Raw genomic sequence first — 25,232 nt, forward strand, 5'->3', positions numbered from 1 at the left:
TCAGGCATCCGCCTGATTTTCTTGCACGGTAACCGGTGCTACATCATCGAACTGCGGCTGCGGCTGGTTGGTCAGCTTGGAAAGAATGCTTGCCAATGTCTGACGCATCACCGGGCGGCGCACGATCATATCGATAGCCCCTTTCTCGATCAGGAACTCACTGCGCTGGAAGCCCGGCGGCAGTTTTTCACGTACGGTCTGCTCGATAACCCGTGGGCCCGCAAAGCCGATCAACGCTTTCGGCTCGGCGATATTGATATCACCCAGCATCGCCAAACTGGCGGAAACACCACCCATGGTGGGATCGGTCAGTACAGAGATGTACGGCAGGCCGCGCTCCTGCAGTTTGGCCAATGCCGCGCTGGTTTTCGCCATCTGCATCAGCGACATCAACGCTTCCTGCATACGCGCGCCGCCGCTGGCAGAGAAGCAGACCAGCGGGCAGTTGTCTTCCAGCGCCTGCTCAACCGCACGCACAAAGCGCGCACCGACGACCGAAGACATCGAACCGCCAATAAAGGCAAACTCGAAGGAGGCGGCGACCACCGGCATCCCGTACAGCGTGCCTTTCATCACTACCAGCGCGTCTTTCTCGCCAGTTGCTTTCTGTGCAGCCACCAGGCGGTCTTTGTATTTCTTGGAGTCCTTGAACTTCAGAGCGTCTTTCGGCTCCAGATCGCTGCCCAACTCCACTTCACTGCCTTCATCCAGCAGGGTATGCAAACGCATACGCGCCGACATACGCATGTGGTGATCGCACTTAGGGCAAACTTCAAGATTGCGCTCCAGCTCGGCACGATAGAGAACCTGGCCGCAGCTGTCGCATTTGGTCCAAACCCCTTCGGGAATGCTCACCTTGCGGGTTTGTGTAATATTGCTCTTGTTAAGAATTCGTTCAATCCAGCTCATCGATGACCTTTCTGTTTGAACCTGGCAGATGCCAGTCCGCTGTTCATGCTGTAACAATCCCCCTGAAAACAGACCCAATGAAAAGCCCCCGAACAAGCACGTTCCACATGCTGCCGAGGCACTGATTTCAAGGTTGTTCGCAGGAACAGACCATAAATGTCGCTCATTAAACCATATCGGCCCGGTCCTGTGGATAAAAAACTGGTCGAACCGATAGGTTAAGCGCTGTTTTTACTGTTTTTGCTGGCGGGCAGCCGCACGCTTGTGACGCCAGATCTCAATAATGCCCGGCAGAATTGAAACAAAGATGATCCCAACGATCAACAATTTCAAGTTTTCCTGCACGATAGGCAGGTCGCCAAAAAGGTAACCAGCATAAGTGAACAGCAGCACCCAAAGTAGCGCCCCAATCACGTTATACGCTGCAAAATGACGATAGGACATATGCCCCATACCGGCAACGAACGGCGCGAATGTCCGCACGATCGGCACAAATCGCGCCAGAATAATGGTTTTACCCCCATGTTTTTCATAAAACTGATGGGTTCTATCCAGATAGCTGCGGCGGAAAATTTTTGAATCCGGGTTGCTGAACAGCTTCTCGCCAAACAACCGGCCAATCGTATAGTTGACGGCATCGCCGATCACTGCCGCGATCACCATCAGTGCAACCATAGTATGTACGTTAAGATCGTTAGACGGCAACGCGGCCAGCGCACCGGCAACAAACAGCAGGGAATCACCCGGCAGGAACGGCGTCACCACCAGCCCGGTTTCACAAAACAGGATCAGGAACAGAATGGCGTAAACCCACACACCATATTGCGCTACCAGCTCCGCCAAATGCACGTCAATATGCAGAATGAAATCAATGATAAACTTAATGATATCCATAAATTCTCTCGTCTAACCGAATGTCTCTAACGCTCGGTGCCTACATCAGTCAACAACGCATTAATCTGCCATCAGGCGGTTTAATCGTCAGCTAAAAACAGCGGCCCCATCGGAGGCCGGGGTAAAGCAAACTGCTCAGGATAGTCAACGGCTACCAGATATAGCCCCTCAGCCCGCGCCGTGGCCGCCGCCAGATTGCGATCTTTCAGCGCCAACAGTTCAGCCATCCAGTTCTCGTCCTGATTACCGCAGCCAATCTCCATCAGGCTGCCCACAATATTGCGCACCATATGGTGGACAAAGGCATTCGCTTTGATATCTACCACAATATATTCGCCGTAACGCGTTACTTTAACCTGTTTTACGTTACGCCACGGGGTACGCGATTGGCACTGCACGGCGCGGAACGAGGTAAAGTCGTTCTCACCCAGCAACGCCTGAGCCGCACGATGCATACGCTTGGCATCCAGCGGATGGTAAAAATGGGTAACGCCCTGCTGCAACACCGCTGGGCGATAACGATGGTTAAAAATGATGTAACGGTAACGGCGGGCAGTAGCGCTGAAACGCGCATGAAAATCGCTGCTGACCTCTTTGACCCAACGCACGGCGATATCCGGCGGCAGATGGCTGTTGACCCCCATGGTCCAGGCAGCCTCCTTACGGTGCGCAGCGGTTTCAAAATGCACCACCTGGCCGGTTGCATGCACCCCGGCATCGGTACGCCCGGCGCAGAACACACCGATCGGCGCATCCGCGACCTTGCTCAATGCCTTTTCCAGACAAGCCTGCACGCTAGCCACTTCCTGCTGACGTTGCCAGCCGTAATAACGGCTGCCGTCATACTCAATCCCCAACGCAATCTTCAGCATTGACGGAGTTGATGATTCCACTTCAAGCATCAGTACATCTGCTCCTGCAGCAGGCGTTCGGCGGTTTCGATCGCCATCAGCGCGCCACCAAAACGCACGTTATCAGCCACCGACCAGAACTGCAGCAGTTCAGGAATACCATAATCATTGCGCAGGCAACCGATACACAATACATCGCTGCCAGAAGCTTCCGTAACCTGCGTCGGATAATCATCCTCTTCGCTCAGTTGGATATCTTCGGCCTGTTCCAGTTCGCTACGCGCCTCTTCTGCGGCGATCGGGCGCAACGCCTCCAGATGCACCACCTGCGCGTGGCCGTAAAATACCGGTGACTGAACGCAGCTCACCGAGATCGGCAACCCTTCATCCTGCAATACTTTGCGTACCTGATCGACGATCAGGCGCTCTTCACGCACGCTGCCCTGCTCATCGGCCATCAAAGGCAACATGTTGAAGGCGAGTTGTTTGGCAAATACGCCTGGCTCGGCAGGAATGCCGTTCAGCAAACGCGCACTCTGGCCAGCCAAGTCGTCCACCGCCACTTTACCGCGTGCCGAAACCGACATCAGCGTAGTGACGTGCAAACGGGAAAGCCCCGCCTGTTCAATCAGCGGTTTAATCGCCGTCAGCAGTTGGCTCACCATGCTGTCGGCCACTGCGACGATATTGCGGTTGCGGTAATCCGCCAGCACCTGCGGGTTAACCCCAGGCACCACCAGCGGCACATCCGGCTCCAGAGCAAACAGGCCACTGCTGTCAATCACCAGGCAGCCCATGTTGCCCGCTTCATCGGCATAACGGGCCGCTGCTTCAGTACCCGCGACAAAAAACGCCAACTGCGCCTGAGACCAGTCAAACTCCTCTGCATTTTGCACCAACAGAGATTTGCCGTTGAAACGCACCGTGGCACCGGCACTACGCTCACTGGCCAAAGGATAGAGTTCACCCACCGGGAACTGGCGCTCCTGCAACAATTCCAGCAACGCTTCACCTACTGCGCCCGTCGCACCGAGCAGAGCGATATTCCAGCCGTCTGACATTGGGTTATCTCCAGAGTATTTCATTTGCAGACGGGCGGTGAAATTACCGCCCAAATATAGAAAATTGAATTAAAACAAACTTATTGCACGCTAAAACCCAGCTTGTGCAGCAGCTCCGTGCTGGCGCTGTCATCACAGAGCACCCGCAGGGAAGACCATTCACGACGTTCCTGATAATGCTTGCGCAGGCGATCAAACTCGCCCGGTAACCCGGCCACTTTGCGCAGTGGTGCATCATCGCGGCGCACATCATACACCAAGTGCATCAATCGTTTTAACTTGCCTTCATCCAGTGGCCCGTTGAGGCGAATTTCGCTGAACTCAGGTACGGGCAGCAGTGAAGCCAGAGCGATCTGCTGCGGCTGCCCCAAGTGTTGAGCAAAGGCTTCAAACACCTGGGTGGTGCCGCGTGCTTTGCCCTCCAGCGTGTAACCCGCGATATGAGCGGTGCCGATATCTACCCAATCCAGCAGCGGCAGAGAAAGCTCCGGTTCAGGCTCCCACACATCCAGCACCGTGCTGAGCCGCTTACCCTGCTCCAGCACCTTGAGCAACGCGGCGTTATGCACCACGGCACCACGGCAGGCGTTGATCAGGATACGGTCATCCGGTAACGCATCGAGCAGATCCGCATTAGCCAAGTGCAACGATTTATACGGGCCAGACTTATTCAGTGGGGTATGAAACGTCAACACGTCCGCTTCAGCCACCAGCTTTTCCAATGACCAAAACTCACCGGCATCCCCACGTTCTGCACGCGGCGGATCGCACAGCAAAGTACGCACACCCATCGCTTTCAGGCGAGCATCCAAGCGCGAGCCCACATTGCCCACGCCGACGATACCCACGGTTTTATCGCGCAGATAAAAACCATCCCGCTCAGCCAGCAGCATCAGGGCAGAAAAGACATATTCAACCACCGCAATAGCGTTACAACCGGGTGCAGCCGAAAAGCCAATGCCTGCCTGTTGCAGCCACGCTTCATCAACGTGATCGGTGCCTGCCGTGGCGGTACCGACAAAACCGATACCGCTGCCCGCCAGCAGTTCCTGGTTCACTTTCGTCACCGAGCGCACCATCAGTGCGTCAGCATCAGCCAGCGCCTCGCGTGGGATCGGGCGGCCAGGTACCGCCAACGCCTCACCTAAACGGCCAAACAGTTCCACCGCATAGGGCATATTTTCATCAACTAAAATCTTCACGTTATTCTCCGACAGGATTGGCGCTCAAGCTGCGAAATAGTGTGCCACCGATGGCGTATACCCAAAATAATTCGAGTTGCTTGTAGGCGGCAACTGAGAGAAGCCCCAGGAGCATAGATAACTATGTGACTGGGGTGAACGAAGGCAGCCAACACCCAAGCAACTTGAAGTATGAAGGGTATAAAACCCCAAACGTTGTTACAAGCGACGAAAACGCTCTGGCGTGGTACCAGCAATCTGCTGGAACATCACGATAAACGCGGAAGCCGAACTGTAGCCAACATCTAACGCCACCTCCTGCACGATTTTCCCCTGTTCAAGCAGCGAAAGGGCGTGCAAAAAACGCAGGCGCTGTCGCCATTCACTGAACGACATCCCCAACTCCTGCTGGCAACGGCGCGATAGGGTTCTTTCTGTGGTATACACCCGCCCGGCCCAGACCGCCAGCGAGGTATTGTCCGCCGGGCAACGCTCCAACGCCTGCAACACCGGGGCGAGGAATTTATCTTGCGAAGTCGGCAGATAGGTTTGCTGGATCGGTGAAATACGCAACTGATCGATCAACACCTGGCACAAGCGTAAATCCTCATCGGTTTGCGGCTCCAGCATCCGCCGCGTCAGGCAATCTTCGACAATCGCACTGAATACCGGTGACACATTCAGCAAACACGCCTGCTCCGGCAACCCTACGCACAGCGATTTGGCAATATTGATACTGCGGAACAACGCGGGTTTGCGGTTATAGCTGGAATGCTCCATCCCCGCCGGTAGCCAAACAGCAAATTCCGGCGGTGCCAGAAAGCGCTGCCCGGCGATATTCATCGCGATCACGCCAGTTTTTACGCAGATCAGTTGTCCCCAATCATGGCTATGCAGCACATACTCGGTATCCGCATTGGTTTCTTCACAATGAAAGAACAGGTTACGTGGCGCTGCTACTTGTGCGCTGGGGGAATGACGGATTTCGGCCATAGTAAAGTTGTCTTGATTTCGTGAAAGAGTGTCTGATTATCACTATATATAATAAATCGGACACGAGTAGACTAGCCAGTAGCTTATCAGTTGTTGAGAGTAATTATCATGAATATGCTTTTCCCGTTGCTGGCCGTCCTGATCTGGTCGATCAATGCCGTCGTCAGCAAAGTCTCCGCTACCGTCATCGAACCGGCAGCTATTTCCTTCTACCGCTGGCTGTTGGCTTTGATAGTGTTGACTCCATTCGCGCTACCGGGGGTGATCCGCCACTGGCCGACCGTGCGCGCCAACGGGTGGAAGCTGATGATCCTCGGCCTGCTGGGCATGGTGTTGTACCAGAGCCTGTCGTATTACGCCGCGCATAGCGTCAGCGCGCTGTTTATGGGCATTCTCAATTCTTTGATCCCGCTTTTGACCGTCCTGATCAGCCTGATCGTACTGCGTGTTGCCCCCACCATCGGTATCGCGCTGGGCGGTATATTATCGCTAGGCGGCCTGGTGTGGCTGGTCAGCGCAGGTCAACCGCTGCAATTGCTGGAGCATGGTATCGGCAAAGGCGAGCTGATGATGTTTGCCGCCGCAGCGTCTTATGCGCTCTACAGCGTGTTGACCAAACGTTGGGCGATTGCCTTGCCAAACTGGCAGTCTCTGTATATGCAGATCCTGTTCGGCGTGCTGCTGCTGCTGCCCAACTTCTTGCTGACGCCGGACGTTCAGCTTAACAGCCAGAACATCCCACTGGTGCTGTTCGCCGGTATTCCCGCATCAATTCTTGCGCCGTTCTTCTGGATTCTGGGCGTAATGCGCCTGGGCGCTAACACCACTTCGATCTTTATGAACCTAGCACCGGTATTCACCGCCATTATCGCCGTGCTGTTCCTGCACGAACATTTGCAGAGCTATCACCTGATTGGCGGGGGTATCACCTTATTGGGTGTGATCCTGTCGCAACGCCTGCGCACCCCGTTAGGGCGAAAGAAAACGGCTGAAATCACGCCAATTGCCTGTAAAGAGTGATGCTCAACCAAAAGGCAACAATGTAAAACGCACCCGCACTAACAGGCCACCCAGTTGGGCAGAAGCCAGCAGTTCCGGGCGGGTGCGGTGGTAATGGGTGATGTCTTTCACCAACGCCAAACCCAATCCCGCTCCCGGCTGAACGCCAACGTTGTCCAGCCGGTGGAACGGTTGCAGCGCCGCTTGAATATGCTCCGCAGCAATCCCCGGCCCGCTGTCTTCAATCTCCAGTACGCCCTGCAGCCCCTCAATCACCAGACGCGCAGTCACGATGCCCTGAGGCGGGGTATATTTCAGAGCGTTGTCGAGCAGGTTGGCGCAAAGTTCGGTGAGCAGCAACGTCTCCCCGGCGATCCGGCACTGTTCAACCCCTTCATAGCCTAGATCAATCTGTTTGCTGCGTGCCTGTGGCAAGCGCGAGAAACAGGCGTCGCGCAGTATCTGTGCCAGATCGACCGGCTGCAGTTGGCGCTCGGCATCGCGTTCATGCGCTTTCAGGCGTGAGAGATGCAGTAAGCGATCGGTCAACGCTACCGTGTTGTCCAACGTGGTGCTCATCCCCTCCAGGCTTTCGCGCCACTGCTCGGGACGATCGCTGGCCAGTGCAACACCCACCTGGGTTTTCAGCACCGCCAGCGGCGTTCTGAGCTGGTGAGAGGCATCGGCGCTAAAGCGCTCTTGACGCGCCACCATCACCCGCAACCGCTCAATGTAGCGGTTGAATGCCAGCAGCAATGGCCGCATTTCAGACCACGGCAACACCATCGGCAAAGGGGTCAGTTCCCCCGGATCGCGCCGCAGCATGATGCCAGAAAGCTTACGCATCGGCTTTAGCACCTTTTTCAGCAGCACATAGGCCAGGATCAGCGTCAAAAGCACCACCGTTCCCTGGCTCAGCAACGCCGCCAGCAGCATCTGCCGCGCCAGATAGCGCCGGGATTCCAGCGTTTCTGCCACCACGATAGTTGCCATCCCCATCACGCCGGATTCATTCACCGGCTGGAACAGCGCGGCCATGCGAATCGGCCTGCCACGGTAGTCGGCATCATAGAAATGCACCAACGCCGGATACAGGTTGGAGCGCGGAATATAGTCAGGCATCTTGGGCAGATCGCTGTAGCCAGAGATACTCTGGCCTTCCGGCGAGATCACCTGATAGTAAAGCTGGTCGTTCATATTGCGCTCAAAGCTGTCGAGCACCACGTAAGGCACATCCACTTCCAGCCGTTGATTGCGTACCACCAGCCGTTCCGCCACCGTGCGCGCCGAAGCCAGCAATGTGCGATCGTAAGCCAGCGTTGCGGCACTCATCGCGCTGAAGTAGTGGGTGTAGATCGAGATCCCTCCCAACATCAGCAGCGGTAAACCAAAAAACAGTAGTAACTGATTAAACAGCGAACGTGGCGCTTTAAGCCATTTCATCACACAGCTCCAGGCTGTAACCCAGGCCGCGCAAGGTCACTATCATCACATTACTGCCCTGCAGCTTTTTACGCACCCGGTGAACATACAGTTCAATGCTCTCTGGGTTGGCTTCATCGGCCAGAGTAAATACCTGTTCAAACAGTTGCTGTTTGGCCACTGGGCGGCCACGGCGATGCATCAAGGCGGTCAGTACAGCCAGTTCGCGCGGCGTCAGAGGCACAGGTTTTTCATCCAACAGGAAATAGCCTTCATCATGATAGGTCAGCGCGCCGTATTTCAGCGCCCGTTGCATGCTACCGACGCTACGGCGCAGCAGCGCCCGAATACGCGCTTCCAACTCATTCAGTTCAAAGGGTTTGGTGAGGTAATCGTCAGCCCCCAGATTCAACCCTTGCACCCGATCGGCCACGTCGGCCCGTGCCGTCAGCAACAGCACCGGCAAATCCTGCCCGCGCTTGCGCAACCGCGCCAGCAGATCCAGGCCATTCAGGCGCGGCAACGCGACATCCAGCACCACCAGCGCATAGCTTTCGTGCAATAACAGATGATCGGCGATCAACCCATCTTCGGCGATGTCTACCGCAAAACCCAGGCCGGTCAGGGCCTTTTGCAACCAATGAGATAACTCGGGGTGATCTTCTACTAACAAGAGACGCATATCACATCCTGTAAAATTTGCTGCCCGATGACAGGTAAATGAAAGGTTATTGTTTTAACAATTCAGCAACCCCGTGTCAGCGGGGACTCTCACAATCCAAAACAAAACTGATGGGAAAAGCAATGAAAACAATAATTACCCGCACGCTTACCGCAACCGCCCTGTTATTTGCCGCCAACCATGCGCTGGCAATTGAAGCGCCCAGCCGCACAGAATGTATCGCCCCGGCCAAACCCGGCGGCGGCTTCGATCTTACCTGTAAGCTGATCCAGGTTTCGTTACAGGAAACCAAAGCCATCGACAAGCCGATGCGCGTGACTTACATGCCCGGCGGTGTGGGGGCTGTAGCCTATAACGCCATCGTCGCCCAACGCCCGGCAGAATTCGGTACCGTGGTGGCCTTCTCTGGCGGTTCGCTGTTGAACCTGTCGCAAGGGAAATTTGGCCGCTACAACGTGGATGATGTGAAGTGGCTGGCCGCCGTGGGCACCGATTACGGCATGATCGCGGTGCGCGCCGATTCCCCTTACAAAACGCTGAAAGATCTGATGGAGGCGTTCAAAAAAGACCCGAACAGCGTGGTATTCGGTGCTGGAGCCTCCATCGGCAGCCAGGACTGGATGAAAACCGCGTTACTGGCGCGCGAAGTGGGTATCGATCCGCACAAGATGCGTTACGTGGCGTTTGAAGGCGGCGGCGAACCGGTTACTGCACTGTTGGGCAATCACATTCAGGCAGTTTCCGGCGATCTGAGCGAAATGGTGCCACACCTGCAAGGCGATAAAATCCGCGTACTGGCAGTGTATGCCGAAGATCGTCTGCCGGGAGAATTAGCAAGCGTTCCTACCGCCAAAGAACAGGGCTTCAATCTGGTCTGGCCGATCATCCGTGGTTTCTACGTTGGCCCGAAAGTCAGCGAAGAAGAATATCAATGGTGGATCGACACCTTCAAGAAAACCATGGCCACCGACGAATTCAAGAAGCAGCGCGATCTGCGCGGCCTGTTTGAGTTCAACATGACCGGTCAAGAACTGGATGCCTACGTGAAAAACCAGGTGGATCAGTACCGTGAGCAGGCAAAAGCGTTCGGTCTGGCCAAATAACCCCGAGGCATCCTATGAGCGATCGTATTTTTGCCTGTATCTGGCTGTTGCTATGTCTCAGCGGCCTATTTATCGGCTGGGGCATTCAAAGCGAATACAGCTATGAACCCCTGGGGCCACGCCCCTTCCCGCTGGCGATTCTGGGTTTGATGGCCCTGTGTGCCGTCTTACTGCTGCTACGCAGGCCACAACTTATCGAATGGCCGCATAAACAAGTGCTGCAACGCCTGCTGGTGCTGATTATCACGTTGGTGTTGTATGCCTGGGGATTCGAGTGGCTTGGTTTCCCGCTGGCGACCGCACTACTGACCTTCAGCATCGGTCTGCTGTTCCAGGCCACGGTAATGGCCGCGTTGATCTCTGGCGCAGTGATGGGCGTGTCGTTGTTTTTCGCCTTTGATTACTTACTCGATGTCACGCTGCCGCTTGGCGTGTGGCTGAGCTAACGGGGACGATGATGGAAACCTGGATGTATTTATCACAAGGGTTCGAGGTGGCGTTGATTCCACAGAACCTGATTATCGCGCTGATCGGTTGCTTCGTTGGCACCATCGTTGGCTTGTTGCCGGGCCTGGGGCCGATCAACGGCGTGGCGATCCTGCTACCGCTGGCGTTCGCGCTGAAATTACCCGCAGAATCCGCGCTGATCCTGCTGGCTACGGTGTATATCGGCTGTGAGTATGGTGGGCGTATTTCGTCGATTCTGCTCAATGTACCGGGCGATGCGGCGGCGATCATGACCGCCCTGGATGGTTACCCGATGGCGCAGCAAGGGCGTGCCGGTGTCGCGTTGTCGATCTCGGCGGTCAGCTCTTTTGTCGGCTCCTTGATTGCCATTATAGGGATTATCCTGTTCGCCCCCCTGCTGGCACGCTGGTCGCTGGCCTTTGGCCCGGCGGAATACTTCGCGCTAATGGTGTTTGCCATCGCCTGTCTTGGCAGCATGATGAGCGAAAACCCGCTGAAATCGCTGCTGGCAGCGTTGATTGGCTTAGGGCTTGCGACGGTGGGAGTGGATGCCAATACCGGCGTTTACCGCTTCACCTTCGACAGCGTACACCTTTCCGATGGCATTCAGTTTATCGTGGTGGTGATTGGTCTGTTCTCCGTCAGTGAGATCCTGCTGATGCTGGAAAGCACCAGTTCTGGCCAGAAGCTGATCCGCAAAACCGGTCGCCTGCTGTTCAACCGCAAAGAAGCGGGCGAATGCGTTGGCCCGACGCTGCGTTCCTCATTTATCGGTTTTTTCGTCGGTATTCTGCCGGGCGCCGGGGCCACCATCGCCAGTGCGCTGACCTATATGACCGAGAAGAGAATCAGCGGCAACAGCGATTCCTTTGGTAAAGGGGATATTCGTGGCGTGGCCGCGCCGGAAGCTGCCAACAACGCGTCGGCCTGCGGTTCGTTTATCCCGATGCTGACGCTGGGAGTGCCAGGTTCCGGCACCACGGCGGTAATGATGGGTGCCTTGACGCTGTATAACATCACCCCTGGCCCGGCGATGTTCACCGAGCAACCGGACATCGTCTGGGGGCTGATCGCCGCCCTGCTGATCGCCAACGTGATGCTGCTGATCATGAACATCCCGCTGATCGGTCTGTTCACCCGCATGCTGACCGTACCGCTGTGGTTCCTGGTGCCAGCCATTGCTGCCATTTCAGCCGTTGGGGTTTATGCCGTACACAGCACCACTTTCGATCTGCTGCTGATGGTCGGGCTTGGGGTGTTTGGCTACCTGTTGCGGAAGATGCACTTCCCGATGTCGCCGTTGATTCTGGGTTTTGTGCTGGGGGAAATGCTGGAGCAGAACCTGCGCCGTGCTCTGTCAATCAGCAACGGTGAATTCAGCATCCTGTGGAGCAGTACGATTGCACAATGCCTGTTGGTGCTGGCCGTTGCCGTACTGGCGCTGCCGCCGTTGCTGCGCAAATTGCGCAAGCGCCGCAGTATTACCGTCGAGGCTGCCAAGGTAGAGTAATGACTCAAAGGGGCCATCAGGGCCCCTTTCTCACCCTTCACGCTTTCTTAACATCAGTACCCCACCCATTACCAGCGCACTGCCGAGCAGTTGTAGCTGATTCATATTCTCGCCCAGCAGGAAATAAGCAATCACTGCGGTAAACACCAATTCCAACGACAGGATTAAATTGGCTATCGCCAGCGGCAGGGTTTTCAGGCTGATATTATACAGGCCGAATCCCAGCAACGTCGGCCCGGCGGCTAAGGTGAGCAACAACAGCCAACCGCTCCACTGAATGCCTTGTGCCCCCTGCGAAAGAAACCACAGATCGCCGCTCATCCCCTGCAATGCCGCCAGCGGGAAAAACACCAGCATGGTATTAAAAAGCCACTGATAAACCGCAGAGAAACCGAACACATACAGAATGGTGTTCCACACCGGGTAGCGCCGTTCGCTGGCAATGCGCCCGCCGAGGGTATACAGGGTATAACCGACACCGGACAGCATACCGACCACCAACCCCAGCAGATCAAAGCGGCTGTTGCCCATGCTGTCACCATTGCTCACCAGGAAACACCCACCCAAGCTGACCACGATCACCAGCAGTTCACGCGGGCTAAGACGCTCGCTGTACATCACCCAACCGAGAAACAGGGTAAAACCCACCGAGCAATAAGTCAGGATAGTGGCTACTGAAGCGCCGTTCAGGGCCACCGACAGCGTCCACAAACCGTTAAACAGCGCCAGCAGCAAGCCGTAACCGGCATAGAACCATACCTGCTCGCGGCGCAGACGCGCCCATTCTGGCCTGAACAGCAACAATAGCGGTAACAGCACCAAAGCCACCAGCGCCGCACGCCAAAAGGCCAGCACGAAGGTCGGCAGATGAAAATACTCCGTCAGCGCCCGGATAATAATCGCGGTAAATGCCAACAACATGGCACTGATAATGGCGATCGCATAACCCTGGCTTCTGCCTGCTAAAACGCGCCCGGCACCTAATTGCGATGCGGCGGAAATCCCCGTTGGTGATGACATAGCGCCCTCAAATCTTCGTCAGCTAACTCTCTGGCTCAAGATTCTAACGCGGCCATATTTTGCCACCATAGCCACTTTACCCCAATGTTATACAGGCCACTTTTTTCTGCTTAACGCCCGCTAATAATGGGATATATTAAAAATCACTTTCAGCGACCGGGCCAGTTTGCATGCATATTCCGTTAGATCGTCAGCAGGATATTCCGCTGTATCTGCAAATCGAGGAAGCGCTACGCCGCGCCATCTTGAGCGGCACCTTTGCCGCTGGCGACAAACTGCCTTCAACACGCAGCCTGGCCGCCAAACTGTCCGTCAGTCGCCTGACGGTGGAAAACGCCTACGCCGAACTGACAGCCAAAGGATTGTTGCAGCAATGGCGCGGCAGCGGGGCCTATGTTCATCATCTGCAACCCGTTGCCCTTCCGCAGCCGCCGCTGCTGCGTGAACCGTTCCCACTTGAGCGTTTCACCACCGCCACCTCCCGGCTGGATGGCTACCCGGATATCCCCTTACCAGAGCACATCATCAATTTTGCCGCCGGAGTGGGCAGTTCCAAAGTGTTCCCGCTGGAGGAGTTCCGCAAAATTCTGCTGTCGATCCTCAGCCGCCATGCGGAAGAAGCGTTCAGCTACGGTGATTACTGCGGTTACTATCCGCTGCGCGATACCTTGGGGCGCATTCTGACCACACAGGGCATTCCCACTCGCGCCGAACAGGTGTTGATCACCAACGGCTCACAGCACGCCATCAGCCTGATTTTCCAGACGCTGTTGCAGCCGGGCGACACGGTGATCGTCGAAGAACCCACCTATGCCGAAGCCCTGGGCCTGCTGCGCCTGCACCGCATCAACATTGTTTCCGTTCCCAGCGATCGGCACGGTATGTGCGTTGACCTGCTGCCTGCGCTGATCGAGCAACATCGCCCCAAAATGATCTACACCATTCCCAACTTCAATAACCCGACCGGTCGCTGCCTGAGTGAAGCACGCCGCCACCGTTTGCTGGCCTTGGCGCAGCAGGCAGGTTTGGTGATTCTGGAGGACGATTTTGTCGGCGATCTGCGTTATAACGGCAAAAGCTTGCCCTCGCTACGCGCCTTGGCTGCACCGGGTACGGTGATTTACGTCAGCACCTTTTCCAAAATGTTATTGCCCAGTATGCGTATCGGCTATCTGGTCGCCGACAGCGAGCATTACCTGCGCTTGTCAACGCTGAAACACGTTGACAGCTTCACCAGTTCCAACCTGATCCAACGGGCTCTGGATGCTTTTGTCACCGTTGGTCGCTATGAAAAACAGCTACGTCGGGCGGGAAGGGTTTATCGCCTGCACCGCGATACGATGGTGGCAGCATTACAACGGCACTTGCCTGCAGGCTGCCGGTTTGAGGTGCCGGAAGGAGGGCTGTTTATCTGGCTGCAACTGCCAGATTCTCTCACCACTGCGGCACTGATGCCCACCGCCTGGCAGCAGGGCGTCACCTTTGCACGCGGTGAATGCTTCCATGCCGATGAAGCGCGTGGAGCGCAGGGGTTGCGGCTGAATTTTGCCGCCAACACGCCGGAGCTGATCGAGGAAGGGATCGCCCGCTTAAGCCGGGCGATCATAGAGGTGCAAAAAAGTTAAAGCGCGGCCCACCAGAGCCGCAGCTTCATGCCCCAATAGCTGGTCCAGCCGGTGGTGCTCTGCACCACCCTGCCTTGTGAAATCACCACCAAGGTTGGCGTCACCCCGACCTGCCACTGCGCCGATAACGCCCCGAATGGATCGTTAACCACCGGCAGTTGTAGCTGCTTACGCGCCAAGAACTGCTCCACCTGCTGGTTATCACCAGAGCGCAGCGCCACGCTCAGTACATTGCCGCCGTTGGCCGCCAGTTTGGCAACGCTTGGCGTCGTAAAGCGGCAAATGGTGCACCAGCTTGCCCAGAAGTAAACCAGCAGCGGCTTGTGCTGGCTGAGCTCGGCCAACGATACCTGTTCGCCGTCGAGCGTTGCCAGCATCTGCTGATTGAACGCCAGCGGTGCCTGCGGCGCACGCAGCCAATCCATCACCAGCATGGTAGCCAACACTATCAGTGCCAAAACCAGCAGTTCACGTGCCCAACGCCTTAATCTAGCCATTTTTCGCCTTTGCCAACTGTTGTTTCACTATCGTCTCCAGCTCTGCATAAGATACCGCTCCCGGTAAGATCTGGTCGCCGATCACCGTGGCAGGCGTACCCTGCACTCCCAACTGTTCTGCCAATTGCATATTGGCACGTAGCGTAGTCAGGCTTTGCTCACTGGGCGTCACTGGCGCAACGCCGGTTTTCTGCTGAGCCGCCGCAATGCTGGCATTATCGTGCAAACCCTTTTTCGCCATCAGGCGTTGATGCAGCGCCCAGAATTGTTCCGGGTGCTGCTGCCAGGTGGTTAGCGCAACGCGGGCCGAGGCGATCGAACTTTCCCCCTTGAATGGCACCAGTTTCATCACCAACGCCACCTCGGGATATTGCTTGACGATCTTCTCCAGCAACGGATCAAACTGTTTGCAGTACGGGCAGTTATAGTCGGTAAAAACCACCAGCGTCAGCTTGGCATTTTTGGCCCCCAAGCGCGGGCTGGCTGGATCGTTAAACAGGTTTTCTTCCTGCTGTTTGAGCAACTGCTTGCTGGCCTGCTGCTGCCAGGCGTTAGCTGCCTCGGCCAGAATCTCTGGGTTAGCCACCAGCGTTTCGCGGATCAGCACCTTAAGCCGTGCCTCCTGCTCGGCAGTAAAAGGGGCTGCGGCCCAAGCTGGGGCGATCATCAACATCAGCAGGAGCAGTAATGTTTTCATGGTTCGGTTCCTTGGGCGGTGGAGAGGGCTTGCAACACGGCGTCACGGCTTAACAGCGGTGACATCACTTCACCGTTCGGGCTACCGGGGCCATAGATTTGGTTGAACGGGATCCCGGCGCTCCCACGCTGTTGCAAGAAAGCGGAGATCGCCGCGGATGGGCGGCTCCAGTCACCGCGCAGCGCCACCACATCGTCGGCACTCAGCGCTTTTTGCACGTCATCACGCATCAATACGTTGAGCTTGTTGACTTTACAGGTCACACACCAATCGGCGGTCACATCAATAAACACCCGCTTATGCTGCGTCAACGCCTGGGTGATGGCCTGTTCGGACAACGGTTGCCAGTTGATCTTGTCATGCAGAGGTTGCCGCCACAGGCCCGCGCTGAACGAGCCGATCAGCAGTGCCAACCCTACCAGCAGCATTACGCTGGTGGCGGTTCGCCACCCAAGCCGCCGCCAAATCGCCAGCAGCAGCCCCAACATCAACACCGCACCCGCAATCAGCGTGAGTTGCTTCCCGATATGGTTGCTCAGCAGGCTAAGTAACCACAGCGAAGACAACAACATCAGCAGGCCAAGCGCCAGGCGCATACCGTTCATCCAGCGGCCTGGGCGCGGTAAACGCAGCGCTAATGCAGGCCAGGCGGCGATAAACAGCCAGGGCAAACTCATGCCAATCCCCAGCGCGACAAACATGCCCCACAGCACCGGCAACGGAGCCGCCAAGGCAAACGCCACCGCCGTTCCCAGAAAAGGAGCGGAACATGGCGTCGCCAGCAGCGTAGCAAAAGCGCCCTGCCAGAAATGCCCGCTCAGACCATTGCCGTTATGGGTTGCCAGCCGGGTATTGAGTGCAGAAGAGAGTTGCAGGTGGAACAGGCCGAATAGGTTGGCGCTGAACAGCAACGTCACCAACACCATAAAACCGATAAACCACGGATTCTGGAACTGAATGCCCCAACCCAGTGCGTGATTACTTAGCCGCAACAGCGTCATCAGCAACGCCAAGGCCATAAACGACGCCACGATGCCGCCGGAAGAGGCCAGGAACTGCAGACGCACGCTGCGGCGATCGCGGTGCTCCACCTGCAAAATCGAACCCAGTTTCATTCCCAATACCGGCAACACACAGGGCATCAGGTTAAGGATAAAACCACCGGCCAGCGCCATCAGCACCGCCTGCCACAGTGGAAATCCGCTTACCGGCGATAAACCGAGCGGAGCACCGACGGTTAACGTGGCCTCCTGAGCCACTCCACCGTCACTGACCACCAGCCGCAGCGTTTTACCACGCAGGTCAGGGGCCGCCTCGCCCCAGCCGTCGCTGACCGGGATGCGTGCCTGTAGCTGCGCGCCATTGTGGCTCACCTTGGGGTGGCCCAGAGAGGCATCCTCTAGCGTGTCGAAGAACAGCTCCGGCTGTTGCCAACCCGCCGCACGTTCGGCGCTGATTTGCAATTCACCGTTCTGATAACCGGCCCGGACGCTGTCCACCATCCCGCTGGCGATCGGCACCTGCCCCATCGCCTGAGCAAAGTCGTGGTTGAACTGTGCATCATTGGGCGCGCTGAGATCCAGGCTGAACGGGTAATCGGTCAGCACACAGACGTTGCTACAGGTCGAGAGCGTCAGCGTGCCCGCAAGTTGGCGTGGTATCGGCCTTTTCAGCACTATCGGTAACGTCACGCGATCGTGATAGCCCTGAGTAGAAATACCGCCTACATCAAAACGTTGGGGAACCGGCCAGAACCAGGTGGCAACTGGGGGATCGCCCTGCCAGGCGATCTTGGGTGCAATACCGCCTTCCCCCGGCGAGCGCCAATAGGTTTTCCAGCCCTTTTCCAGTTCAACAGTCAGCAATACGCGTGTTTCAACGCCGTTGCTGGTATCGGCACGCAGCCTGACTTTAGCGTGCTGGTTTTGTGGACTTTGCAGCCAACCGCTGTCCGCCGCCTGTGACGCAGGCAACCACAGCCATAATAGGCAAGCCAACGCCAGCCTGATGATATTCAACATGTTTCTTCTCCATAAATTCATTAATCACCGAATAAAAACGCGGGATTAACTCATTCATGAAACACGCATAATCGAAGATGAACCCTGAGGGTGCTAGGGGAGATCGCTCGCAGAGGTGGGAAACGCAAACGTGGAGCAAGAATCGGGATCAACAGCACCAGCAGCAGGCCAAAGGCAAACAGCGCGGCTTCAAACATCACTGGCGGTGCCGCCAACAACGATTTGGCGCTCAGTTCACAGGGGGTGGCTGCAGTTTCAGCCTCATCCGCAGCAAGCGGCGATAAGCTGGTATTCGCGGCAGGAAGATTCAATTGCAACGCATGCAAACCCGCCATGCGCTGTGTGATGCAGGTCAGCATCACCAGACAAGCCAAGCATAAAAACCACTTTGCAATCCGCTGACGATTTATCATGGCGTTCCCAATTTCGTATCTGCGCTTATCTTAGCGGCGTAAACCAGATACGCAACGATTGGCCTGTAAAGAAATGTCTGGCGAGCGGTATTGGTGGCCGTGAATTACAGGTATCATAATTGATTAAACCTGCGCTTCTTGCCGGGTATGCCGATTCTCTTTGCCGCACAGGACGGGTGATATGCAACCTTTGAGCGGGCCTGGTGCCCCCAATTCTCTCGATCACCCGCCGAACCAGGGCAAGGACGAACACCTACTTTCTCCTGCACAACGCACCCAGCTCGAAAAACTGATCGTAAAAATCATGGCACTCAGCCCAGCTAAATCGGCTGAGATCTGGGCAACCCTGCGTCATGAGTTGGGGGCAGACAGCAACCATGAACTGTTGGCTCGCCATTTCCAACCGGCGGAACAACTGCTGCAGAATCGCTTGGCCGCCGCACAGCAAAGCCATGCCAGCCGCCAATTGCTACAACAATTGACCGATCTGTTGCCGCAGGGCAATAACCGCTTGGCGGTGAGCGATTTTATCCGCCAACAGTTTGGCCATACAGTATTGAGCCAGTTAAGCCCACCACAGTTGCAACAGGTGCTGAACCTGCTGCAAACCGGCGGTCTTGCCATTCCTTATCCACAACAAACCATCACCAGCGATCGCCCGTTGCTGCCTGCGGAACACCAGCATCTGCAACAACAGGTGACCAAGCTCAGCGCCGCCACCGGTGAAACACCGCTCAAAATATGGCAGGCACTGTTCGATCTGGTGGGGGTAAAAACCAACGATCCGCTGCCCGCACGCCATTTTCAGTTGCTCAGCCAATTCCTGCAGGTGAAAGTGGCGCTCAGCCCGCAAAGCGCCCCCACGTTGCACAACCTGCTGGCCGTCTTAAAACAGCCTGCCGACCCACAGGAACAGCAGCAGCTCAGCGATTATTGTCAGGCGCGGTTCAATAGCGGCCTGAATACGCCGCTGACCTATGCTCAGATCAATGAAGTGATCCAACAATTGTTCGCTCGCCGCCTGGAGCGAACCGGCTACAGTCAACCCTTACACAGTGAAAGCGTGCAGCCACAGCCATTATTCCATGCGCTGATTGCTGCACTGCCACCATCGCTCGGTAAACCCTGGGGGTGGATTGCCATCATCCTGGTGTTGGCCCTGTTGCTGATATGGGTGTTTTAACAGCCGCACTCCGCCGCCCGGCTTTTCCCTTGCATGGTTCCGCTTGTATTGCCGGTTGCCAACGGGTGGCCGTCCCGTTGCCAGAAATCCAGCCCGCCGATCAGCTCTTTCACCCGAAACCCAAGCTTTGCCAGTTTGTAAGCGCCTTTGGTGGAGCCATTGCAACCGATGCCATCACAATAGGTGACATACACCAGTTCCCGATCCAGTACGGCGGTGCTCTGTTCGTTCATCAAACGGTGCGGAAAGCTCATCGCCCCCGGAATATGCCCAGCGGCATATAACGCTTCAGCACGGGTATCGATCACCACTATGCCGCTGACGCCATTGCGTAAATCCTCTGCCACATCTGATGAGTCAGCGTAATAGCCAAGCTTTGCCGCCAGATAATTCAAACTCTGTTCAGCGCTGGCAGGCGGGAAAGCCAGAACGAGTGATGCAGTGGTCATAACTCAGGTTCCTCTACATAAAGACGAGTGACAATCATGCCCGATTTTGGTCTTATTACTGATACCCATTTAATCTCAATGATAAGACCGATTATGCCCCAGGTGTTGCTGACCCTGTTTCAACAACCGGGAAACGCCGCCGCCACGCTACGCGAGCGGGTGTGCAGTACCTTGCGCAGCGCGATTCACAGCGGCGCGTTAAGCGCAGGCCAGCGGCTGCCCTCTTCGCGCCTGCTAGCCGCAGACCTGCAGGTCTCACGCGTCACCACCGAAGCGGCGTATGCGCAATTGGAAACCGAAGGGTATCCGCAACGGCGCGTGGGCCAAGGCACCTTCGTTGCCATCCGTATCAACAAACCGGCAGCGGTGCGTAAAGTTGCAGGTCAGTTGCGGCTATCCCAACGTGGCAAAACCATTCTGCAAACCAGTGGCTGCCGTGATCCGCAGCAGCCGTTGCCATTTGCCGCCGGTTCGCCGGATCTGCGAGCCTTCCCGCTGAAACTATGGAAGCAACTTACCGCTCAACAGTTACGCGTAAACGGCGAAAAGCTGCTGCGCTATGGCGATCCACAGGGTTATCTGCCGCTGCGTGAAGCGATTGCCGGTTACGTCGGCCAAACGCGCGGAGTGAACTGTGATGCGCAACAGGTCATCGTGCTGACCAGCTCGCAGCAGGCATTGCAACTGATCGCCACCCTGCTGCTCGATCAGGGTGACAGGGTGTGGATGGAAGAGCCCGGTTATCTCGGTGCCAGAAATGCCTTTACCAGCGCCGGTGCCAAGCTGACCCCCGTTAATATCGATGAAGCAGGGTTGCGGCCCGATAGTTCATTGCCCGTTCCTCGTCTGGTTTATTTGACTCCCGCTCATCATTATCCCACCGGGGTGGCGCTCAGCCTGGAACGCCGCTTGGCTCTGCTGGAGATGGCACGGCGTGAGCAAAGCTGGATCATTGAAGACGATTACGACAGCGAGTTTCACTACGACGGCCAACCGATGCCCGCCATGCAAAGCCAGGATCGCCATGGCAACGTGCTGTATCTCGGCACCTTTTCCAAAACGCTGTTCCCTTCGCTACGCTTGGCCTATCTGATTGTGCCGCCAGAACTGGTTAGCGCATTCTCGACCGCCCGCACGCTGTACGACGGCCATAGCGCCCAATTGATGCAGGCAGTGACCGCAGAGTTTATCCAGCAGGGGCATTTCGCAGCGCATATCCGTTACATGCGTCAGCTCTATCGCAGCCGCCGCGATTGGCTGCTGACGCAGGTGGAACAACGGTTACCTGCCTTTGCCACAGCACAACCGGCCAACGGAGGGTTACAGCTTGCCGTTTGGCTACCGCATGGCCAAGAGGCCAACTTAACCCGGCAAGCGCAGCAATTGGGGGTGATTACACCCGGTTTGTCGGCACTGTTTATGACGCCGCAGGCACGGCGCGACGGTTGGCTGCTGGGCTTTTCCGCCCTCACGCCGGGGGAAATCAGCGCCGCCGTTGAGCGACTGAGTAAAATTGTCCGTGATTAGATTGGACAACCGACTAATTTGGCTTTAAAACCATTACTTTGCCTGTAATTCTACAAGGAATTTTGATGAATAACCCGATTGCCGAACAGCTTACCGAACGTTTTTTCCGCTATCTGGCGGTCACCAGCCAAAGCGATGCCGCAGCCACTACGCTGCCAACCACGGCGGGCCAGCATGATATAGCACAACTGTTGGCCGCCGAACTGCGCCAGCTTGGGTTGGAAGAGGTGTTGGTTGATGAACACGCCACCGTCACCGCCCGCAAGCCTGGCAATCAGCCCGGCGCGCCACGCATCGGTTTTATCACCCATATTGATACCGTTGATGTGGGTTTGGCCGCCGAGATCCACCCGCAGCGCCTGCGTTTTACCGGTGAAGATCTGTGCCTGAACGCCGAGCGTGATATCTGGCTGCGCACTGCTGAGCACCCGGAAATTCTGGCTTATCCCAACGAAGAGATTATTTTCAGCGACGGCACCAGCGTGCTCGGGGCCGACAATAAAGCGGCGGTGACCGTAGTGATGACGCTGCTGGCAAACCTGAGCGCGACCGATCGCCACGGCGATATCGTGGTGGCCTTTGTGCCGGACGAAGAAGTCGGCTTGCGCGGTGCCAAGGCGCTGGATCTGGCGCGCTTTGACGTTGATTTCGCCTATACCATCGACTGCTGCGAACTGGGCGAAGTGGTGTATGAAAACTTCAACGCCGCCGGGGCGGAAATCCACATTGAAGGCGTGACGGCGCACCCGATGTCGGCAAAAAACGTGCTGATTAACCCGATCCGCATCGCCACCGATATTATCAACCAGTTTGATATTCTGGATACACCAGAGCATACCGAAGGGCGCGAGGGCTATTTCTGGTTCAATGATATGGTGGCGAACTCCAATAACGCCACGCTGAAAGTCTCGATCCGCGATTTTGATCTGGCCGCTTTCAACCGCCGCAAAGCGCGTCTGCAAGAAGTGGTACAGCAGGTCGCCGCCAACTATCCACGCGCCAAGGTCAGTTGCACGGTGCAGGATATTTACAGCAACATCAGTAACTCCATCGGTGAAGACAAACGCGCCATCGAGCTGATTTTCGGGGCATTAGCCGCCCACGGCATTACGCCAAAAGTGACCCCGATGCGCGGCGGCACCGACGGCGCAGCGCTTTCCAGCCGTGGCCTGATTACGCCAAACTACTTCACCGGGGCGCATAACTTCCATTCGCGCTTCGAGTTCCTGCCAATCAGCTCCTTTGTGAAGTCTTATCAGGTTACCCGCAGCATCTGCCTGCTGGCCGCGCGCGGTTAACCCTCAGGCCGCAGGGCTCCCTGCGGCGTTACAACAGTAACCAGCCAACCAGCGCCGCCCACGCCAGAAACGGCAATGAATAGTAATGGAAACGCAGCCAGATGCGGCGATCCCCTGCCATCCGCAGCGCAATCAGGTTGGCCAAAGAACCGATCGCCAACCCAAAGCCCCCGGCATTCACCGCATAGGCCACCAACGCGCTGGAAGGCACGTAGTTGAGCAGCAAAATGGTGGCGGGGACATTACTGATGATCTGCGACAGGCCAATGCCCAAGCCATACACCGCCCCTTCTGGCAGCGCTGCAATGTGGCTGAACCACGGTTGCATCACCGGCAACCGGGTGAACAGCCCGACATCAATAAACATGGCGATAAACACAAAAATCAGGCTCCAGTCGATTTGCAGCAACACCCGCCGCGCCAACAGCAGGAAACCGGCAAACACCGCCAACAGCCCGTAGAGCGGCACGGCAAAATCCAGGCAGAACAGAAATACCCCATACAGCCCCACACAGCTTAACAGCAGGTGTTTTTGATACGGGTAACTTTGGGCTTGGCTTTTTTTAACGATCTCACGCGCCGGAAAGCTGAACCAGGTCACCGCCAGCAGGCTGAGCATCATCACCGCACCGAAAGGAGCCATCTGGCCGATAAATTCCATAAACGACAGAGAGGACTTGCTCCACAGTAAGATGTTTTGCGGATTACCGATCGGCGTCAGCAGCGAACCCGCATTCACCGCCAGCGCCTGGAAAATAATCAGCCGGTTAACCGGCAACGAAGAAAGCTTTTTCAGCGTGATGGTCAGGGGAATCACGATAAACAGCGCGACATCGTTGGTCAGAAAGGATGACAGCAGCGCGGCGGAAGACACCAGAAACAGCGCCAGCCAGCGCTCACTGCGCAGCCTGTTGACGATCTGGCGGCCAATAAAATCGAAATAACCACTCACCTCTACGCCCTTGGTCAACAACATCAACCCGAGCAGAGTGATAATGGTGCGCCAGTCGATAAACTGAGCCAGCGGCTGTGGCTCGATAGCAAACAGCAGCACGCCAATCAGCAGTAACGCGTGCAAAAAACGATCGTGAATAAATGGCCTCAACAGGCGGATTACAGCATTTGAACTCATATTTTTCGCTTACCAAAACAGCCAGAATGCGGGCCAAAGACGTTAACTGAAGCATACAAATTGCGCCACTTAAAAAGCTTTTCATTTGCCACGCTTTACTTTATACCAATCAACTTGGTTTATTTTTAAGGTTCTTCCTATGATTCATGCCCTTGCCAAGAAATTGCTGCTGACCGCAGCCCTGACTCTGCTGGTCGCCTGTGATGACAGCGCAACCCGCCCACAGATCGACATCGAAGGCAAAACCATGGGCACCTTCTACAGCGTGAAGATCAGCGGCGATATTGATGAGAATAAGCAGCAGTTGCAGCAAGAGATCGACGCTCTGTTGGAACAGGCCAACGACGATATCTCCACCTATCGCCCGAACTCGGTGTTATCCCGTTTCAACCAGAACCGCAGCAGCGAACCACAGCCCATTCCACGCGGCATGGCAGATATTATCCTGATGGCCCAACGCATTGGCCGCGATACCGCTGGGGCGATGGATATCACCGTCGGCCCGCTGGTGAACCTGTGGGGATTCGGCCCGGATAAGCGCGCGGTGAAAATCCCGCAGCAACAGCAAATCGATGCAGCCAAGCAAAATACCGGTTTGCAGCACCTGAAATTGCTCAGCGACCACCACGGCGAATGGTTACAGAAAGCGTTGCCGGAGATGTATGTCGATCTCTCTACGCTGGGGGAAGGTTATGGCGTGGATCAGTTGGTACGCCTGATGGCGCGTAAAGGTATCACCAACTATCTGGTGTCGGTGGGCGGCGCGGTATCAACACGCGGTGTCAACGGTCAGGGCAAGCCTTGGCGAGTGGCGATTCAAAAACCGACCGATCGTGAAAATGCGGTACAGGCCATGGTCGATCTCCAAGGCTATGGCATCAGCACCTCGGGCAGTTACCGGAACTATTTCGAGCAAGACGGGCAGCGTTATTCCCATGTGATCGATCCCACCACTGGCCGCCCGATTAACCACCGGTTGGTTTCCGCCACGGTGATCGCCCCCACGGCGCTGGAAGCCGATGGCTGGGATACCGGGCTGATGGTGCTCGGCACAGAAAAAGCGTTGAAGCTGGCAGAAGAAAAAGGGCTGGCGGTGTATCTGATCACCAAGACCGATGACGGTTTCAGCGCGGTGATGACACCACAGTTTAAGGCGTTTCTGGTGGAGTAATCTCAAAGTTGTAGAGTCACATCTTGCTGCCGCTTCTATACATTTCAAACCACTCAATCGGTGAGATGAACACGGGTGTTGATGTCATTGAAGGCGCCGAACGGAGAAACGACGCATAGGCGAAAC

Annotated in this window: 24 protein-coding genes; 9 read left to right on the forward strand and 15 right to left on the reverse strand. The window is 56.2% G+C overall.

Translation table 11 applies throughout. From position 1 onward, the window contains the following. From accD to IV04_RS05990, 6 genes are all read right to left on the reverse strand, one after another. Positions 1–909: an acetyl-CoA carboxylase, carboxyltransferase subunit beta gene (gene accD, locus IV04_RS05965; protein ID WP_037402504.1), complete on the reverse strand. Its 909-nt coding sequence runs from the start codon at positions 907–909 to the stop codon at positions 1–3. Between the two features lie 231 nt (positions 910–1,140). Next, positions 1,141–1,803 carry a DedA family protein gene (locus tag IV04_RS05970; RefSeq protein WP_037402507.1) on the reverse strand — a complete coding sequence of 221 codons (663 nt, stop codon included), beginning with the start codon at positions 1,801–1,803 and terminating at the stop codon, positions 1,141–1,143. Positions 1,804–1,883: 80 nt separating this feature from the next. Further along, the gene (gene truA, locus IV04_RS05975; RefSeq protein ID WP_037402510.1) at positions 1,884–2,705 is read right to left on the reverse strand and encodes a tRNA pseudouridine(38-40) synthase TruA; all 822 of its coding nucleotides are present in this window, start codon (positions 2,703–2,705) and stop codon (positions 1,884–1,886) included. Beyond that, complete coding sequence (locus tag IV04_RS05980; RefSeq protein ID WP_037402520.1) at positions 2,705–3,715, reverse strand: aspartate-semialdehyde dehydrogenase; 1,011 nt, start codon at positions 3,713–3,715, stop codon at positions 2,705–2,707. The genes truA and IV04_RS05980 overlap by 1 nt, the downstream gene beginning before the upstream one ends. Before the next feature lie 80 nt (positions 3,716–3,795). Further along, positions 3,796–4,917: a 4-phosphoerythronate dehydrogenase PdxB gene (gene pdxB / locus IV04_RS05985; protein ID WP_037402523.1), complete on the reverse strand. Its 1,122-nt coding sequence runs from the start codon at positions 4,915–4,917 to the stop codon at positions 3,796–3,798. Positions 4,918–5,115: 198 nt separating this feature from the next. Further along, entirely contained in the window at positions 5,116–5,889 is a 774-nt protein-coding gene (locus tag IV04_RS05990; protein WP_037402526.1) for a helix-turn-helix domain-containing protein, read from the reverse strand. Positions 5,890–5,997: 108 nt separating this feature from the next. Between IV04_RS05990 and IV04_RS05995 the strand changes: the two genes are divergently transcribed. Further along, the gene (locus tag IV04_RS05995; RefSeq protein ID WP_037402529.1) at positions 5,998–6,909 is read left to right on the forward strand and encodes a DMT family transporter; all 912 of its coding nucleotides are present in this window, start codon (positions 5,998–6,000) and stop codon (positions 6,907–6,909) included. 3 nt (positions 6,910–6,912) lie between these two features. On the opposite strand, the gene IV04_RS06000 is transcribed toward IV04_RS05995, so the two are convergent. Further along, on the reverse strand, positions 6,913–8,331 hold the full coding sequence (locus IV04_RS06000) for a sensor histidine kinase (RefSeq protein WP_037402530.1): 1,419 nt from the start codon (positions 8,329–8,331) through the stop codon (positions 6,913–6,915). Then, complete coding sequence (gene tctD / locus IV04_RS06005; RefSeq protein ID WP_037402532.1) at positions 8,318–8,992, reverse strand: transcriptional regulator TctD; 675 nt, start codon at positions 8,990–8,992, stop codon at positions 8,318–8,320. The genes IV04_RS06000 and tctD overlap by 14 nt, the downstream gene beginning before the upstream one ends. Before the next feature lie 122 nt (positions 8,993–9,114). On the opposite strand from tctD, the gene IV04_RS06010 reads away from it, so the two are divergent. From IV04_RS06010 to IV04_RS06020, 3 genes are read left to right on the forward strand one after another with little or no spacing between them, the layout of a single operon-like run. Continuing rightward, positions 9,115–10,095: a tripartite tricarboxylate transporter substrate binding protein gene (locus IV04_RS06010; RefSeq protein WP_037402535.1), complete on the forward strand. Its 981-nt coding sequence runs from the start codon at positions 9,115–9,117 to the stop codon at positions 10,093–10,095. A gap of 14 nt (positions 10,096–10,109) precedes the next feature. Then, positions 10,110–10,541 carry a tripartite tricarboxylate transporter TctB family protein gene (locus tag IV04_RS06015; protein WP_037402538.1) on the forward strand — a complete coding sequence of 144 codons (432 nt, stop codon included), beginning with the start codon at positions 10,110–10,112 and terminating at the stop codon, positions 10,539–10,541. 11 nt (positions 10,542–10,552) lie between these two features. Beyond that, the gene (locus tag IV04_RS06020; RefSeq protein ID WP_037402541.1) at positions 10,553–12,073 is read left to right on the forward strand and encodes a tripartite tricarboxylate transporter permease; all 1,521 of its coding nucleotides are present in this window, start codon (positions 10,553–10,555) and stop codon (positions 12,071–12,073) included. 30 nt (positions 12,074–12,103) lie between these two features. Here the strand turns inward: IV04_RS06020 and IV04_RS06025 are convergent, their stop codons facing one another. Beyond that, complete coding sequence (locus IV04_RS06025) at positions 12,104–13,093, reverse strand: DMT family transporter (protein WP_037402543.1); 990 nt, start codon at positions 13,091–13,093, stop codon at positions 12,104–12,106. Positions 13,094–13,263: 170 nt separating this feature from the next. On the opposite strand from IV04_RS06025, the gene IV04_RS06030 reads away from it, so the two are divergent. After that, positions 13,264–14,718: a PLP-dependent aminotransferase family protein gene (locus tag IV04_RS06030; protein ID WP_037402545.1), complete on the forward strand. Its 1,455-nt coding sequence runs from the start codon at positions 13,264–13,266 to the stop codon at positions 14,716–14,718. Here IV04_RS06030 and IV04_RS06035 read toward each other — a convergent pair. From IV04_RS06035 to IV04_RS06050, 4 genes are read right to left on the reverse strand one after another with little or no spacing between them, the layout of a single operon-like run. Beyond that, positions 14,715–15,215, reverse strand: a complete 501-nt coding sequence (locus tag IV04_RS06035; RefSeq protein ID WP_037402548.1) for a protein disulfide oxidoreductase — start codon at positions 15,213–15,215, stop codon at positions 14,715–14,717. The genes IV04_RS06030 and IV04_RS06035 overlap by 4 nt on opposite strands. Beyond that, positions 15,208–15,912, reverse strand: coding sequence for a DsbA family protein (locus tag IV04_RS06040; RefSeq protein WP_037402551.1), 705 nt, complete (start codon positions 15,910–15,912; stop codon positions 15,208–15,210). Before IV04_RS06040 ends, IV04_RS06035 begins: the two co-directional genes overlap by 8 nt. Continuing rightward, positions 15,909–17,933 (reverse strand): protein-disulfide reductase DsbD, encoded by a 2,025-nt coding sequence (locus tag IV04_RS06045; protein WP_037402560.1) that lies wholly within the window; start codon positions 17,931–17,933, stop codon positions 15,909–15,911. Before IV04_RS06045 ends, IV04_RS06040 begins: the two co-directional genes overlap by 4 nt. Before the next feature lie 50 nt (positions 17,934–17,983). Further along, entirely contained in the window at positions 17,984–18,346 is a 363-nt protein-coding gene (locus IV04_RS06050; protein ID WP_037402563.1) for a hypothetical protein, read from the reverse strand. Between the two features lie 181 nt (positions 18,347–18,527). On the opposite strand from IV04_RS06050, the gene flk reads away from it, so the two are divergent. Then, positions 18,528–19,529 (forward strand): flagella biosynthesis regulator Flk, encoded by a 1,002-nt coding sequence (gene flk / locus IV04_RS06055; protein ID WP_037402565.1) that lies wholly within the window; start codon positions 18,528–18,530, stop codon positions 19,527–19,529. Here flk and IV04_RS06060 read toward each other — a convergent pair. After that, positions 19,526–19,978 (reverse strand): rhodanese-like domain-containing protein, encoded by a 453-nt coding sequence (locus IV04_RS06060; protein ID WP_037402567.1) that lies wholly within the window; start codon positions 19,976–19,978, stop codon positions 19,526–19,528. The two genes, flk and IV04_RS06060, sit on opposite strands and share 4 nt — an antisense overlap. A gap of 93 nt (positions 19,979–20,071) precedes the next feature. Between IV04_RS06060 and IV04_RS06065 the strand changes: the two genes are divergently transcribed. Together IV04_RS06065 and pepT are read left to right on the forward strand one after the other, a co-directional pair. Next, the gene (locus IV04_RS06065; RefSeq protein WP_197062190.1) at positions 20,072–21,505 is read left to right on the forward strand and encodes a PLP-dependent aminotransferase family protein; all 1,434 of its coding nucleotides are present in this window, start codon (positions 20,072–20,074) and stop codon (positions 21,503–21,505) included. A gap of 65 nt (positions 21,506–21,570) precedes the next feature. Continuing rightward, positions 21,571–22,803 carry a peptidase T gene (gene pepT, locus IV04_RS06070; protein WP_037402572.1) on the forward strand — a complete coding sequence of 411 codons (1,233 nt, stop codon included), beginning with the start codon at positions 21,571–21,573 and terminating at the stop codon, positions 22,801–22,803. Between the two features lie 28 nt (positions 22,804–22,831). Here pepT and IV04_RS06075 read toward each other — a convergent pair whose 3' ends face one another. Next, entirely contained in the window at positions 22,832–23,935 is a 1,104-nt protein-coding gene (locus IV04_RS06075; protein ID WP_037402576.1) for an SLC13 family permease, read from the reverse strand. Positions 23,936–24,074: 139 nt separating this feature from the next. On the opposite strand from IV04_RS06075, the gene apbE reads away from it, so the two are divergent. Further along, a complete protein-coding gene (gene apbE, locus IV04_RS06080) occupies positions 24,075–25,106 on the forward strand; it encodes an FAD:protein FMN transferase ApbE (protein ID WP_037402579.1) in 1,032 nt (343 codons plus the stop codon). The last annotated feature ends 126 nt before the right edge of the window (positions 25,107–25,232 follow it).

The sequence above is a fragment of the Serratia sp. Ag1 genome (assembly GCF_000743355.1).
GTDB lineage: Bacteria > Pseudomonadota > Gammaproteobacteria > Enterobacterales > Enterobacteriaceae > Chania.

Excerpts from the sequence above, each read along its gene's own strand:
- accD (WP_037402504.1), bottom strand. The coding sequence starts at position 909 with ATGAGCTGGATTGAACGAATTCTTAACAAGAGCAATATTACACAAACC.
- IV04_RS05970 (WP_037402507.1), bottom strand. The coding sequence starts at position 1,803 with ATGGATATCATTAAGTTTATCATTGATTTCATTCTGCATATTGACGTG.
- truA (WP_037402510.1), bottom strand. The coding sequence starts at position 2,705 with ATGCTTGAAGTGGAATCATCAACTCCGTCAATGCTGAAGATTGCGTTG.
- IV04_RS05980 (WP_037402520.1), bottom strand. The coding sequence starts at position 3,715 with ATGTCAGACGGCTGGAATATCGCTCTGCTCGGTGCGACGGGCGCAGTA.
- IV04_RS05990 (WP_037402526.1), bottom strand. The coding sequence starts at position 5,889 with ATGGCCGAAATCCGTCATTCCCCCAGCGCACAAGTAGCAGCGCCACGT.
- IV04_RS05995 (WP_037402529.1), top strand. The coding sequence starts at position 5,998 with ATGAATATGCTTTTCCCGTTGCTGGCCGTCCTGATCTGGTCGATCAAT.
- IV04_RS06000 (WP_037402530.1), bottom strand. The coding sequence starts at position 8,331 with ATGAAATGGCTTAAAGCGCCACGTTCGCTGTTTAATCAGTTACTACTG.
- tctD (WP_037402532.1), bottom strand. The coding sequence starts at position 8,992 with ATGCGTCTCTTGTTAGTAGAAGATCACCCCGAGTTATCTCATTGGTTG.
- IV04_RS06010 (WP_037402535.1), top strand. The coding sequence starts at position 9,115 with ATGAAAACAATAATTACCCGCACGCTTACCGCAACCGCCCTGTTATTT.
- IV04_RS06015 (WP_037402538.1), top strand. The coding sequence starts at position 10,110 with ATGAGCGATCGTATTTTTGCCTGTATCTGGCTGTTGCTATGTCTCAGC.
- IV04_RS06020 (WP_037402541.1), top strand. The coding sequence starts at position 10,553 with ATGGAAACCTGGATGTATTTATCACAAGGGTTCGAGGTGGCGTTGATT.
- IV04_RS06025 (WP_037402543.1), bottom strand. The coding sequence starts at position 13,093 with ATGTCATCACCAACGGGGATTTCCGCCGCATCGCAATTAGGTGCCGGG.
- IV04_RS06030 (WP_037402545.1), top strand. The coding sequence starts at position 13,264 with ATGCATATTCCGTTAGATCGTCAGCAGGATATTCCGCTGTATCTGCAA.
- IV04_RS06035 (WP_037402548.1), bottom strand. The coding sequence starts at position 15,215 with ATGGCTAGATTAAGGCGTTGGGCACGTGAACTGCTGGTTTTGGCACTG.
- IV04_RS06040 (WP_037402551.1), bottom strand. The coding sequence starts at position 15,912 with ATGAAAACATTACTGCTCCTGCTGATGTTGATGATCGCCCCAGCTTGG.
- IV04_RS06045 (WP_037402560.1), bottom strand. The coding sequence starts at position 17,933 with ATGTTGAATATCATCAGGCTGGCGTTGGCTTGCCTATTATGGCTGTGG.
- IV04_RS06050 (WP_037402563.1), bottom strand. The coding sequence starts at position 18,346 with ATGATAAATCGTCAGCGGATTGCAAAGTGGTTTTTATGCTTGGCTTGT.
- flk (WP_037402565.1), top strand. The coding sequence starts at position 18,528 with ATGCAACCTTTGAGCGGGCCTGGTGCCCCCAATTCTCTCGATCACCCG.
- IV04_RS06060 (WP_037402567.1), bottom strand. The coding sequence starts at position 19,978 with ATGACCACTGCATCACTCGTTCTGGCTTTCCCGCCTGCCAGCGCTGAA.
- IV04_RS06065 (WP_197062190.1), top strand. The coding sequence starts at position 20,072 with ATGCCCCAGGTGTTGCTGACCCTGTTTCAACAACCGGGAAACGCCGCC.
- pepT (WP_037402572.1), top strand. The coding sequence starts at position 21,571 with ATGAATAACCCGATTGCCGAACAGCTTACCGAACGTTTTTTCCGCTAT.
- IV04_RS06075 (WP_037402576.1), bottom strand. The coding sequence starts at position 23,935 with ATGAGTTCAAATGCTGTAATCCGCCTGTTGAGGCCATTTATTCACGAT.
- apbE (WP_037402579.1), top strand. The coding sequence starts at position 24,075 with ATGATTCATGCCCTTGCCAAGAAATTGCTGCTGACCGCAGCCCTGACT.